The sequence below is a fragment of the Oerskovia paurometabola genome (assembly GCF_016907365.1).
In the GTDB taxonomy this organism is placed as follows: Bacteria; Actinomycetota; Actinomycetes; order Actinomycetales; family Cellulomonadaceae; genus Oerskovia; species Oerskovia paurometabola.
In genome coordinates this window covers 2,062,074-2,075,061 of the sequence record NZ_JAFBBV010000001.1, presented here as the reverse complement: position 1 = coordinate 2,075,061, position 12,988 = coordinate 2,062,074, and the positions used below count along the sequence as shown (strand labels likewise).

Genomic DNA, 12,988 nt, shown 5'->3' with positions numbered 1-12,988 from the left:
GTGAGGCTCGTTCGCTGCACGTCGTCGACGTGTCGACACCACCTGCGTTCTTTGCCCAGATTTTACCGGAAGAACGAGATCCGTGCACCTATCGGGCGTGTCGCGTACGCCACCGTGCGCGACCGACGACGGGCCGTCAACGAGCCGCGCGCGCCAGCCAGCGACCGCCACCGTGCGCGACGAAGAGCGGCAGCCCGAACGCCTCGCTGAGGTTCTCGGCCGTGAGCACCTCGGTCAGCGGCCCGGCACGGTGCACCGCACCGTCCTTGAGGAGCAGGACGTGCGTGAAGCCCGGCGGAATCTCCTCGACGTGGTGCGTGACCAGCACCAGCACCGGCGAGGCGGGATCCGTCGCGAGCTCCGAGAGCGCGCTCACGAGCTCCTCGCGCCCGCCCAGGTCGAGACCCGCCGCAGGCTCGTCGAGGAGCAGCAGCTCGGGGTCCGTCATGAGGGCACGGGCGATCTGGACGCGCTTGCGCTCGCCCTCGCTCAGGGTCCCGAACAGGCGCTCGGCGAGCGGCAGGACGTCGAAGGCCGCGAGGAGGTCGTCGGCACGCTCGGCGTCGAAGTCCTCGTACGCCTCCCGCCAGCGGCCCGTGACGCCGTACGCCGCGGTCAGCACCACGTTGCGCACGGTCTCCGAGCCCGGGATCTGCTCCGCGAGCGCCGCGCTGGCGAGCCCGATGCGGGGGCGCAGCTCGAACATGTCGGTGCGTCCGATGCGCTCGCCCAGCAGGTCCGCGGTTCCCGAGGTGGGGTGCATGCGTGCCGCCGCGATCTGCAGCAGGGTCGTCTTCCCGGCGCCGTTGCGGCCCAGGATCACCCACCGCTCGCCCTCGTTCACCTGCCAGTCCACGGAGTCGAGGATGGTCTTCGTGCCACGGCGCACCGTGACTGCCTGCAGGTCCAGAACCGAGCTCATGGGACACGACCCTATAGGTTGGCTGACGTGGAATCCCACTCGACCCTCCCGCTCCCCCGCGCCGTCGTCCTCGCCCTGTGGGTGCAGGCGCTCGCCCCGCAGCCCGGCGCGGCCCAGGTGCCCGACGACGCGCTGCTCCGCCGGGCCGTCGCGGCCGTCCGGCAGGACGACGAACCTCACACGGTCGAGGGGTCCGACGACGCCTCGACCCTCCTCGACCTGCTCACGGCCTGGACCCGGGGCCCGGTCGAGGTCTGCGCGGCCCTCCCCGCCCCCGGCGACGTGCTGGGGGTGCCCGCCGCCGTGAGCGCGGACGCGACCGACGCGCAGGAGTGCCTGCTCGTGCAGTCCGCCGAGGGCGCGTGGGCTCTCGTGCCCGAGATCACCGAGTTCGGCTCCGTCTACGAGACGGGTCACCTGGTCGCCTGGCACGTGACGCCCGTCCCGACGTGGCGCACCCAGGTGCTCGCCGCCGTCGGGCCGCTGGCCGACGCCGAGCGGGACCTGCGCGTCGCGCTGCTGACCGCGACCGAGGCCCTCGCCTCGCTCGACGTCGCGCGCTGGCGCGAGGACGCGGCCGAGACCATCGCGTCGCTGCGGTCCACGACTCCCCCGGACTGGCCCCTGCCCGCGGTGCGCGGGGAGGCCGAGGCGCGCCGCGTGCGCGTGCTCGCGCAGGCTGCTCGGCTGCGGGCGATCGTCGACCTCGCCACGGCCGACGACGGCGGCGCCGTCAACCTGTGGCAGGCCGACCAGCGCTCGACCGCCCTGCGCGAGGTCGACCGGGCCGCGCGACGGGCCATGTCCGCCGCGACGGCGCGCTACGCGACCGGACCGGACCCCAGCACGCTGCGGTAGACCTCGAGCGTGCGGTCCGCGATCGCGTCCCACGCGAAGTGGTCCTCGACCCGGGTGCGAGCCGCGCGGCCCATCTCCCGGGCGCGCGCGGGGTCGGACACGACCGCGACGAGCGCCGCGGCGAGGTCGGCCACGAAGCGGTCCGGGTCCACGGGCGTGCCCGTCCCGTCGTCGACCTGCTCGATCGGGACCAGGTGGCCCGTGACGCCGTCGTCGATCACCTCGGGGATGCCGCCCGTCGCGGACCCCACGACCGGCAGCCCCACGGCCATGGCCTCGAGGTTGACGATGCCGAGCGGCTCGTAGACCGAGGGGCACACGAAGACGGTCGAGGCCGCGAGGACCGCGACGAGCTCCTCGCGCGGGAGCATCTGCTCGATCCAGACCACGCCCGTGCGCTGCTCCGCGAGGCGCGCGACGGCGTCGCTCACCTCGGTCGCGATCTCGGGGGTGTCGGGCGCACCCGCGCACAGGACCAGCTGGACCTCGGGGGGCAGCTGCGCGGCCGCCCGCAGCAGGTACGGCAGGCCCTTCTGGCGCGTGATGCGCCCCACGAAGACCACGGCCGGACGCTCGGGGTCGATCCCGAGGTCGCGGACCACACGGTCCGCCGCGGCGACCTGCGCCTCGGACTCCGGACGGCGCCAGCCGTCCAGGTCGATCCCGTTGTGGACCACGTGGACCCTGGCCGGGTCGACGTCCGGGTAGCAGCGCAGGATGTCCGCACGCATGCCCGCCGAGACCGCGATGATGCCCGCGGCCGCCTCGTAGGCGGTCTTCTCGGCCCAGCCGGACAGCGCGTAGCCGCCGCCGAGCTGCTCGGCCTTCCACGGGCGCAGCGGTTCGAGCGAGTGCGCGCTGAGCACGTGCGGGATCCCGTGCAGGAGCGAGGCCAGGTGACCCGCGAGGTTGGCGTACCAGGTGTGCGAGTGCACGAGGTCCGCGCCCGCGACGTCGTCGGCCATCGCGAGGTCCACGCCGAAGGTGCCCAGGACCGCGTTCGCCGACGCGAGCGAACCGGGGACCGAGTAGCCCGTCACGCCCTCCTCGGCGCGCGACCCGTCGAACGCGCGCACGCGCACGTCGATGCGCTCGCGCAGCACACGGGACAGCTCGGCGACGTGGACGCCCGCGCCTCCGTAGACGTAGGGCGGGTACTCACGGGTTAGCAGGTCGACTCTCACGCGCCACACGCTAGCGCGGTCCGCGCGACTCGTGCGCACCGCCCCGCCCGGGCAGCCGTCACCACGTCGTGGGACGAACCCCGACCAGCCTGCGGTTCGGTCACCGCGAACCGTGCGCGTGGCCTTAAGGTTTTGCCCATGGCCGCCCCACGTGTCCTTGCAATCGTCCTCGCCGGTGGCGAGGGCAACCGGCTCATGCCGCTCACCGCCCACCGCGCCAAGCCGGCCGTACCGTTCGGCGGTATCTACCGCCTGGTCGACTTCGCGCTGTCGAACCTGGTGAACTCGCACTACCTGCACATCGTCGTGCTGACGCAGTACAAGTCCCACAGCCTCGACCGCCACATCACCAAGACGTGGCGCATGTCGTCGTTGCTCGGGAACTTCGTCGCGCCGGTGCCGGCACAGCAGCGGGTGGGCAAGCACTGGTACCTCGGCAGCGCCGACGCGATCTACCAGTGCCTCAACATCATCGAGGACGAACGCCCCGACATCGTCGTGGTCGTCGGTGCGGACCACGTGTACCGCATGGACTTCTCCCAGATGGTCGACGCGCACATCGCCTCGGGCGCCGAGCTCACCGTCGCCGGCATCCGCCAGCCCATCTCCATGGCCGACCAGTTCGGGGTCATCGACACCGACCCCGAGGACCCGGCCAAGATCCGCGCGTTCCTCGAGAAGCCGACCGACCCCGTCGGCCTGGCCGACTCCCCCGGCGAGATCCTCGCCTCGATGGGCAACTACGTCATCGACGCCGACGCGCTCGTGGCCGCCGTGACCGCCGACGCGAGCGACCCGGACTCGCGCCACGACATGGGCGGCGACATCGTCCCGGCCTTCGTCGCACGCGGCACCGCAGGCGTCTACGACTTCATCCGCAACGACGTCCCCGGCTCGACGGACCGTGACCGGGACTACTGGCGTGACGTCGGGACCCTCGACGCGTACTACGACGCGAACAAGGACCTCATCTCGATCACGCCCGTCTTCAACCTGTACAACGACGAGTGGCCCCTGCACACCGGGTACGTCGGCCTGCCGCCGGCCAAGTTCGTCCACTCGGGCCAGGGCCGCCTGGGCCACGCCGCGGACTCGCTCGTCTCCCCCGGCGTCATCATCTCCGGCGCCACCGTCGTGGGCTCGGTCCTGTCCCCCGGCGTCTACCTGCACTCCTGGTCGTCCGTCTCCGACTCCGTCCTCATGGACGGCGTCCAGGTCGAGCGGCACGCGCAGGTCCACCGCGCGATCCTCGACAAGAACGTGATCGTCACCGAGCGTGCCCGCATCGGCCTCGACCCCGAGCAGGACCGTGCGCGGGGCTTCACGGTCACCGACTCGGGCATCACCGTCGTCCCCAAGGGAACCATCGTTGAATAGCACCATGACCGCCCGACCCGCCTCGACCCGCCGCCTCGTCGTGATGGACGTGGACTCCACGCTCATCACGCAGGAGGTCGTCGAGCTCCTCGCCGACCACGCCGGGACGCGCGACCTCGTCGCGGACGTCACCGAGCGCGCGATGCGCGGGGAGATCGACTTCGCAGAGTCGCTGCGCGAACGCGTCGCGACCCTGGCCGGGGTTCCGGTCAGCGCGTTCGAGGACGTGCTCGAGAAGGTCACGCTCACGCCCGGTGCCACCGAGCTCGTCGCCGAGCTCCAGCGCCGCGGGTGGACCGTGGCACTGGTGTCGGGCGGCTTCGAGGAGATCGTGGCTCCCCTGGCCGCGCGGCTGGGGATCACGCACTTCCGGGCGAACCGCCTCGAGGTCGAGGACGGCCGCCTCACGGGACGCACGACCGGCCCCGTGATCGACCGGGCCACCAAGGAGGCCACGTTGCGCGACCTCGCTGCCGCCGAGGGCGTCGACATGACGGACACCGTCGCGATCGGCGACGGCGCCAACGACCTCGACATGATCGGCGCCGCCGGGATCGGGATCGCGTTCGCCGCCAAGCCCGTCGTGGTCGCCCAGGCGCCCTACTCGGTGCCGGGGCCGCGCCTCGACGCGGTGCTGGAGATCATCGACGCACAGGCCTGAGAGCCCGACGACGACGGCCCCTTCCCCCGGTCAGCGGGAGAAGGGGCCGTCGTCGTGCTACCTGCCCGTCGGGCCTCTGCGCGGCTCGGCTCAGCTCGCGGGGCGCCCGACGTACGTCAGGTCCGCGACACCGTCGGTCCACTCGCTCCACGGCGTGAGGGACTCCAGCACGCTGTAGGTCGCGGTCGGGACACCGACGCGGACCTGCGCCAGGGCGCCCGAGTCGGAGCCGGGGGAAGCCAGGTGCGCCGCCGTGGCGGCCATGGTCGGCTCGTGACCGATCACGAGGAGCGTCCGCACGCGGGAGTCGGCGCCGTGGACCAGGTCCACGACGTCCTTGACCCCCGCGGCGTACAGGGTGTCCGTCACCACGACCTCGGGGGCGACGTCACCCAGGTTCGCGGCGAGCAGCTCCCAGGTCTGGCGCGTGCGCAGCGCCGAGGAGCACAGGACGAGCTCGGGGACGAGCGCGGAGTGGGCGAGCGCGGCACCGACCCGGCCGGCCTGGCGCCGCCCGTTGAGCGCGAGCGGACGCAGGACGTCGTCGACGCCCCCCGCAGGCTCGGCCTTCGCGTGCCGGAGCAGCACCAGCCGGTGCGTACGGCCCGGGACCCCGGGCCCGGTGGCGTCGAACGACGCCGCCGATCGGCCATCTCGCACGTTCGTCCCTCTCGTCACAGACCCATGGCGTGCACGCCGCCGTCGACGTGCACGATCTCCCCGGTCGTCGCCGGGAACCAGTCTGACAGGAGAGCGACGACGGCGCGTGCGGCAGGCTCCGCGGTCATCTGGTCCCAGCCGAGCGGTGCGCGCGTCGGCCAGCCGTCCTCCATCTGCTCGAACCCGGGGATCGACTTCGCGGCCGTCGTGCGGATCGGGCCGGCGGAGACCAGGTTCGTGCGGATGCCCTCGGGGCCGAGGTCGCGCGCCAGGTAGCGGTTCGCGGACTCGAGCCCGGCCTTGGCGACGCCCATCCAGTCGTACACGGGCCACGCGAACTGTGCGTCGAACGTCAGCCCGACCACGGCGCCGCCGTTCGTCATGAGCGGCTTGGCGGCCACGGCGAGGGACTTGTAGGAGAAGGTCGAGACCTGCAGCGCGGTCGCGACGTCCTCCCAGCTCGCGGACAGGAAGTTACCGCCCATGACGGACTGGGGCGCGAACCCGATCGAGTGCACGACGCCGTCGAGCGCGTCGACGTGCTCGCGGACCGCGTCGGCCAGGCCCGCGAGGTCCTCCTCGTTCGTCACGTCGAGCTGCACGACGGGCGCCTCGACCGGCAGACGCTTCGCGAACGCCTGCGTGAGCTTCATCTGGCGCCCGAACGAGGAGAGCACGACCGTGGCCCCCTCCTCCTGCGCGAGCCGGGCCGCGTGGAACGCGATCGAGGAGTCGGTGAGGACGCCGGTGACCAGGAGCTTCTTGCCTTCGAGCAGACCCATCAGTTCTTCTTCCGTTCTTTCGTCGTGCGCTGCTTGAGCGTACTCATGGACGACCCGCCCGGGTAGTTCTGGGCGGGTCGAGCGGTGTGGCGAGGGACACGCTGTGCTCCTCGGTGGCGTGCGCGGTGGTCCGAGACGCCTCGGACCGGGCCTGCCGGTGGACTCAGTGGCCCATGCCGAGGCCGCCGTCGACCGGGATCACGGCGCCGCTGATGTAGCCCGCGTCGGGCGAGGCGAGGAACTGCACGACGCCCGCGACCTCGTCCGCCTGGGCGAAGCGTCCCGCGGGGATGTTGGCCTTGTACTGCTTCTGCCGCTCCTCGGGCAGCTCGGCCGTCATGGCCGTCTCGATGAACCCGGGCGCGACCACGTTCGCGGTGATGCCGCGCCCGCCCAGCTCGCGCGTGATGGAGCGAGCCATGCCGACCAGCGCAGCCTTGGACGCCGAGTAGTTGACCTGGCCCGGGCCGCCGTACAGGCCCACGACCGAGGAGATGAGGACGATGCGACCGCGGCGCAGGCGGATCATGCCCTTGGAGACGCGGCGCACGCAGCGGAACGTCCCGGTGAGGTTCACGTCGATGACCGACTCGAACTCGTCGTCGGTCATGCGCATGAGGAGCTGGTCGCGGGTCACGCCCGCGTTCGCGACCAGGACCTCGACCGGGCCGAGCTCGGCCTCGATCGCGGTGAAGGCCGCGTCGACGGCGTCGGTGTCGGTGATGTCGCCCACGACGCCGAAGACCCCCTCGGGGAGGTCGCCGCTGCGGTAGATCGTCGCGACGCGGTCGCCGTTCGCGACGAAGCGCTCGGCGATCGAGCGGCCGATGCCCCGGTTGGCGCCCGTGACGACCACGGTGCGCGGGGCGGGGGAAGCGGGGGCTTCGGACACGACATCTCCTCGTTCGGGTGGCTGGGAGGCGACGCCTTCGGCGGGACAGGTCCCGCACGGCCGGCACGTCGCCGCCACGACGGTACCCCGCGCGCCGGACCGCGTGCGCGCAGGGACCATCACAGGCCGCCGGGGTCCTTTGTCGGGTTCCGACAAACGTAGGATGGAGGGGTGAGCAGCAGCAACCAGGTGCCGAGCATCTCGAACGCACCGGAGTCGCTCGCGGAGGACCAGGCACGACGCACCAAGCGGTACCTCATCCAGATGGGGATCCGGCTGGTGTGCTTCCTCGGTGCGGTGATCGTCCACGGGTGGTTCTCGTTCGTCCTGATCGGCGCCGCGATCGTGCTGCCGTACGTCGCCGTGCTGCTCGTCAACGCGGGGCGCGACCAGAAGACCTACGACGTCTCCCCCATGGAGCGGCTCCAGGTCGAGTCCGCGCCCGACCATCCGAGCCTCGGAAGGGTCGTCGAGCTCGACGACGAGGGCCAGGTCCGTGAGGACGCCCCCACCACGCAGGACGCCGCCGACGCCGCTCCCGACCAGACCCCGGGCCGGACCCGCGACCAGGCCGCCGAGCCGACCACCCGCCCGACCACCGACCGAACCGACCGAACCACCGACCAGGAGCCGCACGATGGTTGACCTCCTCCACCTCGCCGACCCCGTCGACGAGGGTGAGCTGATCTGCAGCGGCAAGGGGTGCCGCTCCGAGGCCGTCTGGGGGCTGCTCTGGAACAACCCCAAGCTGCACACGCCCGAGCGCCGCAAGGTGTGGCTCGCGTGCGACGACCACCGCGAGCACCTCGAGACGTTCCTCGGCGCCCGTGACTTCTGGAAGCAGACCGTCCCCGTCGCGGACCTCGAGCGCCGGCCCGAGCTGTGACCCAGCCCTCCCCCGGTCCCGACCTCTCCGCCGGACCTACCGGACCTGCAGGACCGGACGTGATCCCCGCCCAGCAGGCCGCCCGGCAGCCCGACGCGGACCAGCTCGCGCACGACGTGTCGCGCGACGCCAAGGCCGAGCCGCGGACCCTGCGCCAGTGGGTGACGCTCGCCCTCGGGGTGCTGCTCGTCGCCGCGCTGTGCGTCCTTGCGGGCCGGTGGCAGTGGCACCGGTACGAGTCGCGCTCGGCGCAGATCGAGATCATCGAGTCGAACTACGACGCGGAGCCCGTGCCGCTCACGGACGTGCTCGACGGCCCGGGCGCCGTCCTGGACCCGCAGGACGTGTGGCAGCGCGTGACGCTCGAGGGCTCCTACGTCGAGGACGCCACGGTCCTGCTGCGCAACCGTCCGGCGGGCGGCAAGGCGGGCTTCCACGTCCTGGTGCCGTTCGTGACGTCCCCGACCGACGGCGGCGAGAAGGTCGTCATGGTCGTCGACCGCGGCTTCGTGCCCCTCGGGGCCGACGCGAGCGCCCCCGACGCGGTGCCCGCTCCCCCGGCCGGCACGGTCGAGGTGACGGTCAGCCTGCGCGCGGACGAGCCCGCGTCGCGTCGCGACGCCCCGGCAGGGCAGGTCCAGGCCATCAACACGGCCCAGGTCCTCGCTGAAGGGCCCGACGGCGCCGCGTGGGCCGAGGGGGCGACCGTGGGCGCGTACGGGTCGCTCCGGGCCGAGGACCCCGCTCCGGCGGCGTCGCTGCGTCCGCTGCCCGTCCCGGACACCGACCCCGGCTCGCACCTGTCCTACACGTTCCAGTGGTTCGTCTTCGCGGCAGGCGCGATCGGCGGGTTCCTCATCCTGATCCGCCGCGAGAAGCGCGAGACCGTCACCGCGGGCGACCTCCTCGGCGAGCAGCGGGCGTCGGGCCGTGCGCCGGGCGAGACCGCGCCGCGCCGCAAGCGCGGTCCCACGGCCGAGGAGGAGGAGGACGCGCTCATCGACGCGCAGCTCCCCGAGCCTCGCCCCTGACCGCGCGAGCGGCCGGACACGACGAACGGCCAGAAGATGACGAACGGCCCGCCTGCTCCGAGGAGCAGGCGGGCCGTTCGTCGTCCTGGCGCGTCAGGCGAGGGAGATGAGCTCCGCGTACGAGTCGTTCCACAGGTCCTCGTCGCCGTCGGGCAGCAGGAGGACGCGCTCCGGGGAGAGCGCCTCGACCGCACCGTCGTCGTGGGTGACCATGACGACCGCGCCCTCGTAGTTCTTGAGCGCGTCGAGGATCTCGGCGCGCGAGGCCGGGTCCAGGTTGTTGGTGGGCTCGTCGAGGAGCAGCACGTTCGCCCCCGAGACGACGATGGTCGCGAGCGCGAGGCGCGTCTTCTCGCCACCGGACAGGACGTTGGTCGGCTTGTTCGCGTCGTCGCCGGAGAACAGGAACGAGCCGAGGACCGAGCGCACCTGGGTGTCGGTGAGGTCCGGCGCGGCGTGGCGCAGGTTCTCGACGACCGTCACGTCCATGTCGAGCGTGTCGTGCTCCTGGGCGTAGTAGCCCAGCTTGAGCCCGTGCCCGGCGATGACCTCGCCCGTGTCGGGCTTCTCGACGCCCGCGAGGATGCGCAGCAGGGTCGTCTTGCCCGCACCGTTGAGTCCGAGGACGACGACGCGGCTGCCGCGGTCGATCGCGAGGTCGACGCCCGCGAAGATCTCCTGCGAGCCGTACGACTTGGACAGGCCCTCGGCCGTGATGGGCGTGCGGCCGCACGGTGCCGGGGTGGGGAACCGCAGCTTGGCGACCTTGTCGCTCACGCGCTCGCCCTCGAGGCCCGAGAGCATGCGCTCGGCGCGCTTGATCATGTTCTGCGCGGCCACGGCCTTGGTGGCCTTGGCGCGCATCTTCTCGGCCTGCGCGAGCAGCGTGCCGGCCTTCTTCTCGGCGTTGGCACGCTCGCGGCGACGGCGGCGCTCGTCGGTCTCGCGCTGCTCGAGGTACGCCTTGTAGCCCAGGTTGTACTGGTCGAGGACGCCGCGCGTCGCGTCGAGGTAGAAGACCTTGTTGACGGTCGCCGAGAGCAGCTCGACGTCGTGGCTGATGACCACGAACCCGCCCGAGTAGTTCTTCAGGTAGTCGCGCAGCCACAGGATCGAGTCGGCGTCGAGGTGGTTGGTCGGCTCGTCGAGCAGCAGGGTCTCGACCCCCGAGAACAGGATGCGCGCGAGCTCGATGCGTCGGCGCTGGCCACCCGAGAGGGTCTTGAGGGGCTGCGCGAGGATGCGGTCGTCGAGGCCCAGGTTCGACGTGATGCGCTGCGCCTCGCTCTCCGCGGCGTAGCCGCCCGCGGCCGTGAACCGCTCCTCGAGCTTGGGGTAGCGCTCCATCGCGGCGAGGTGGGTCTCCTCGTCGGCGCTCGCCATCTCCCCCTCGGTCTCACGCATCTTGCGGACCAGCACGTCGAGGCCACGTGCCGAGAGGACGCGGTCCATCGCGATCACGTCGAGGTCGCCCGTGCGCGGGTCCTGCGGCAGGTAGCCGACGTCTCCCGTGCGCACGATCTGCCCGGCCGTGGGCTGGGTCTCCCCCGCGAGGGTCTTCGTCAGGGTGGTCTTGCCCGCTCCGTTGCGACCCACCAGGCCGATCCGGTCTCCGGCTGCGATGCGGAAGGACGCCTCGTCCAGCAGGACGCGGGCGCCGACGCGCAGCTCGACGGCGTGGGCAGTGATCACAGAGAGTTCCTCCGGCAGGATGGTGAGGTGTTCAGGGGGCGTAGGGGTTCGCGCGGTCGCGCTGTGCGCGAGACACAAACGCCACCGATTCTAGTGCCGGGAGCCCGCGGACGGAACGGGATTTCGCGGGCTGGTCCGTCACAGTCGGGCTGCTGGTCGCCACCGGGTGCCGAGGACGGGGTTGCGGTCGTCCCGGGCGCCGTTGCGACCTCAAGCCCGTTCTCGGCCCCGCCGGCCCGACGGTGGTGCTCGCCCTCCCGGGGTGGGCCGCGGGCGGGTGCGGGACAGGACCGAGGTGAGCGGCGCCGTCGGGCCGCTACCACCGACCGGCCGTCCTCGCCCGACGTCGCACCGCAGGACGCCGTGACCTGCGGCGACGAGTAGCGTTGACCCGTGACGTTCAACGAGGGTGGTTCATTCGAGGGTGGCCGGGTCCGCAAGGGCGGGCGCGGCAAGGGACCCGTGATCGCGGGCGGTGGCCTCGCCGCCGTGCTCGTGGCGGTCGTGGTCGCGCTGCTCAACGGCGGCGACCTGGGCAGCGTGCTGGGGTCGGTGAGCGACCAGGTGGTCCAGCCGTCCGGGGCCGAGGACACCGCGCAGCAGCAGTTCGTCGAGGAGTGCACGGTCGAGCAGGCCAACAGCGAGCGTGAGTGCCGGCTGTCGGCGACCGCCCAGTCGCTCGACGCCTTCTGGGCTGAAGCGCTCCCCGCGCAGGTCGGCGTCGAGTACGTCCTCCCGGAGGTCTACAGCTTCACGGCGTCGACCCAGACGGGGTGCGGCGCGGCGACCAGCGCTGTCGGGCCCTTCTACTGCCCGCCCGACCAGACCGTGTACATCGACGTCTCGTTCTTCGACGAGCTGCGCGACCGCTTCGGGTCCTCGGGCGGTCCGCTCGCCGAGGAGTACGTCACGGCGCACGAGTTCGGCCACCACATCGAACAGCTCTCCGGGGTCATGGCGTCGGCGGACCGGTCCGGCACCGGACCCGAGTCCGACTCGGTGCGCATCGAGCTCATGGCCGACTGCCTCGCAGGCATGTGGGCGGGGACCGCGGCGAAGACGATCGACCCCGACCGCGGCGTGCCGTTCCTGCAGGAGATCAGCCCGGACGAGCTGAAGGACGCCCTCTCCGCCGCGTCCGCTGTGGGCGACGACCGCATCCAGCAGTCCGCGACCGGCTCGGTGAACCCCGAGGCGTGGACCCACGGGTCGAGCGAGCAGCGCCAGCGCTGGTTCATGACGGGCTACGACGGCGGGACGTTCCAGGACTGCAACGCGCTGGAGGCGTCGACGCTCTGAGTGCGCCGACCGATGAGTTTCCGGTCGTGCCGCCGTCTCAGTGGTGAGACCAGGCCGCCGCCAGGCGGCGCCACGGCAGGGGAACGACACGGACGGGGACGGACCCATGGCAGAGCTGCTCGTCGACTTCATCACCTCGCTCGACGGCTATGCGTCGGGCGAGGGCTGGCCCGGGTTCTGGGGGCTCGAAGGGCCTGAGTACCTCGGGTGGCTGCAGGAGCAACCCGAGGTCACCTACCTGATGGGTGCGAACACCTACCGGCTGATGTCGGGATTCGCGGCCGGTCAGATGCCGGAGGGGACGGACGAGTTCACGGCCGACGAGGAGGCCTCGGTCGACGAGCTCACGGCCGCGCGGAAGGTGGTCTTCTCCAGCACGCTCCCCGAGCCGTTGACATGGGCCAACTCCACGCTCGTGCGCGGCGACGCGGTCGAGGCGGTCCGCGCCCTGAAGGACCACGAGGACGGGATCCTCAGCACGATCGGCAGCCTCAGCCTGGCACGGGCGCTGCTGAGCGCCGGACTCGTCGACCGGTTCCGCGTCGGGATGTTCCCCGTGATCACCGGCGCGACCGGGTCCGAACGGATCTACGACGGCTACCCCGACGTGGCCCTCGAGATGATCGACCATCGCACCTTCGACACCGGCATCCAGTTCGTCGAGTACCGCCCACGCGTCCTGGAGGGCCCGCCCGGGGCGGCAGCCGACGGGTGAACGCGCCGGGTCGGGCTGGATTCCGGCGC

General features: G+C 72.1%; 14 protein-coding genes. 8 read left to right on the top strand and 6 right to left on the bottom strand.

Annotated features, from left to right (window positions below; translation table 11 throughout):
* Positions 1–136: 136 nt before the first annotated feature.
* The gene (locus JOD48_RS09295) at positions 137–922 is read right to left on the bottom strand and encodes an ABC transporter ATP-binding protein (protein WP_191791361.1); all 786 of its coding nucleotides are present in this window, start codon (positions 920–922) and stop codon (positions 137–139) included.
* Between the two features lie 27 nt (positions 923–949).
* Between JOD48_RS09295 and JOD48_RS09290 the strand changes: the two genes are divergently transcribed.
* On the top strand, positions 950–1,780 hold the full coding sequence (locus JOD48_RS09290) for an Rv1486c family protein (protein ID WP_204808692.1): 831 nt from the start codon (positions 950–952) through the stop codon (positions 1,778–1,780).
* Here the strand turns inward: JOD48_RS09290 and glgA are convergent.
* Entirely contained in the window at positions 1,744–2,964 is a 1,221-nt protein-coding gene (glgA, locus tag JOD48_RS09285) for a glycogen synthase (protein WP_204808690.1), read from the bottom strand. The genes JOD48_RS09290 and glgA overlap by 37 nt on opposite strands.
* Positions 2,965–3,102: 138 nt before the next feature.
* Between glgA and JOD48_RS09280 the strand changes: the two genes are divergently transcribed.
* Positions 3,103–4,341 carry a glucose-1-phosphate adenylyltransferase gene (locus JOD48_RS09280; protein WP_138824642.1) on the top strand — a complete coding sequence of 413 codons (1,239 nt, stop codon included), beginning with the start codon at positions 3,103–3,105 and terminating at the stop codon, positions 4,339–4,341.
* 4 nt (positions 4,342–4,345) lie between these two features.
* On the top strand, positions 4,346–5,002 hold the full coding sequence (gene serB, locus JOD48_RS09275) for a phosphoserine phosphatase SerB (protein WP_204808688.1): 657 nt from the start codon (positions 4,346–4,348) through the stop codon (positions 5,000–5,002).
* A gap of 90 nt (positions 5,003–5,092) precedes the next feature.
* On the opposite strand, the gene JOD48_RS09270 is transcribed toward serB, so the two are convergent.
* The 3 genes from JOD48_RS09270 to JOD48_RS09260 all read right to left on the bottom strand — a co-directional run bounded on the left by JOD48_RS09270 (position 5,093) and on the right by JOD48_RS09260 (position 7,336).
* The gene (locus JOD48_RS09270) at positions 5,093–5,662 is read right to left on the bottom strand and encodes a SixA phosphatase family protein (RefSeq protein ID WP_191791365.1); all 570 of its coding nucleotides are present in this window, start codon (positions 5,660–5,662) and stop codon (positions 5,093–5,095) included.
* 14 nt (positions 5,663–5,676) lie between these two features.
* On the bottom strand, positions 5,677–6,444 hold the full coding sequence (gene fabI / locus JOD48_RS09265) for an enoyl-ACP reductase FabI (protein WP_191791366.1): 768 nt from the start codon (positions 6,442–6,444) through the stop codon (positions 5,677–5,679).
* A 163-nt stretch (positions 6,445–6,607) separates the two neighbouring features.
* A complete protein-coding gene (locus JOD48_RS09260) occupies positions 6,608–7,336 on the bottom strand; it encodes a beta-ketoacyl-ACP reductase (RefSeq protein ID WP_030152232.1) in 729 nt (242 codons plus the stop codon).
* 171 nt (positions 7,337–7,507) lie between these two features.
* Between JOD48_RS09260 and JOD48_RS09255 the strand changes: the two genes are divergently transcribed.
* The 3 genes from JOD48_RS09255 to JOD48_RS09245 are packed head-to-tail and all read left to right on the top strand — an operon-like array spanning position 7,508 to position 9,253.
* Positions 7,508–7,981 (top strand): DUF3099 domain-containing protein, encoded by a 474-nt coding sequence (locus tag JOD48_RS09255; protein WP_307824067.1) that lies wholly within the window; start codon positions 7,508–7,510, stop codon positions 7,979–7,981.
* Positions 7,974–8,222 carry a hypothetical protein gene (locus tag JOD48_RS09250; RefSeq protein ID WP_191791367.1) on the top strand — a complete coding sequence of 83 codons (249 nt, stop codon included), beginning with the start codon at positions 7,974–7,976 and terminating at the stop codon, positions 8,220–8,222. The genes JOD48_RS09255 and JOD48_RS09250 overlap by 8 nt, the downstream gene beginning before the upstream one ends.
* Positions 8,223–8,281: 59 nt before the next feature.
* On the top strand, positions 8,282–9,253 hold the full coding sequence (locus JOD48_RS09245; protein WP_307824066.1) for an SURF1 family cytochrome oxidase biogenesis protein: 972 nt from the start codon (positions 8,282–8,284) through the stop codon (positions 9,251–9,253).
* A gap of 93 nt (positions 9,254–9,346) precedes the next feature.
* On the opposite strand, the gene JOD48_RS09240 is transcribed toward JOD48_RS09245, so the two are convergent.
* Complete coding sequence (locus JOD48_RS09240) at positions 9,347–10,945, bottom strand: ABC-F family ATP-binding cassette domain-containing protein (protein WP_204808686.1); 1,599 nt, start codon at positions 10,943–10,945, stop codon at positions 9,347–9,349.
* Positions 10,946–11,338: 393 nt separating this feature from the next.
* Between JOD48_RS09240 and ypfJ the strand changes: the two genes are divergently transcribed.
* Both ypfJ and JOD48_RS09230 read left to right on the top strand, forming a co-directional pair.
* Positions 11,339–12,244, top strand: a complete 906-nt coding sequence (ypfJ, locus tag JOD48_RS09235) for a KPN_02809 family neutral zinc metallopeptidase (protein ID WP_204808684.1) — start codon at positions 11,339–11,341, stop codon at positions 12,242–12,244.
* 106 nt (positions 12,245–12,350) lie between these two features.
* Positions 12,351–12,959, top strand: a complete 609-nt coding sequence (locus JOD48_RS09230) for a dihydrofolate reductase family protein (RefSeq protein WP_204808682.1) — start codon at positions 12,351–12,353, stop codon at positions 12,957–12,959.
* Positions 12,960–12,988 lie beyond the last annotated feature (29 nt).

Bases quoted from the DNA above. Each gene is read 5' to 3' on its own strand.
- JOD48_RS09230 (WP_204808682.1), top strand. From the start codon at position 12,351: ATGGCAGAGCTGCTCGTCGACTTCATCACCTCGCTCGACGGCTATGCG.
- serB (WP_204808688.1), top strand. From the start codon at position 4,346: ATGACCGCCCGACCCGCCTCGACCCGCCGCCTCGTCGTGATGGACGTG.
- JOD48_RS09280 (WP_138824642.1), top strand. From the start codon at position 3,103: ATGGCCGCCCCACGTGTCCTTGCAATCGTCCTCGCCGGTGGCGAGGGC.
- JOD48_RS09295 (WP_191791361.1), bottom strand. From the start codon at position 922: ATGAGCTCGGTTCTGGACCTGCAGGCAGTCACGGTGCGCCGTGGCACG.
- fabI (WP_191791366.1), bottom strand. From the start codon at position 6,444: ATGGGTCTGCTCGAAGGCAAGAAGCTCCTGGTCACCGGCGTCCTCACC.
- JOD48_RS09250 (WP_191791367.1), top strand. From the start codon at position 7,974: ATGGTTGACCTCCTCCACCTCGCCGACCCCGTCGACGAGGGTGAGCTG.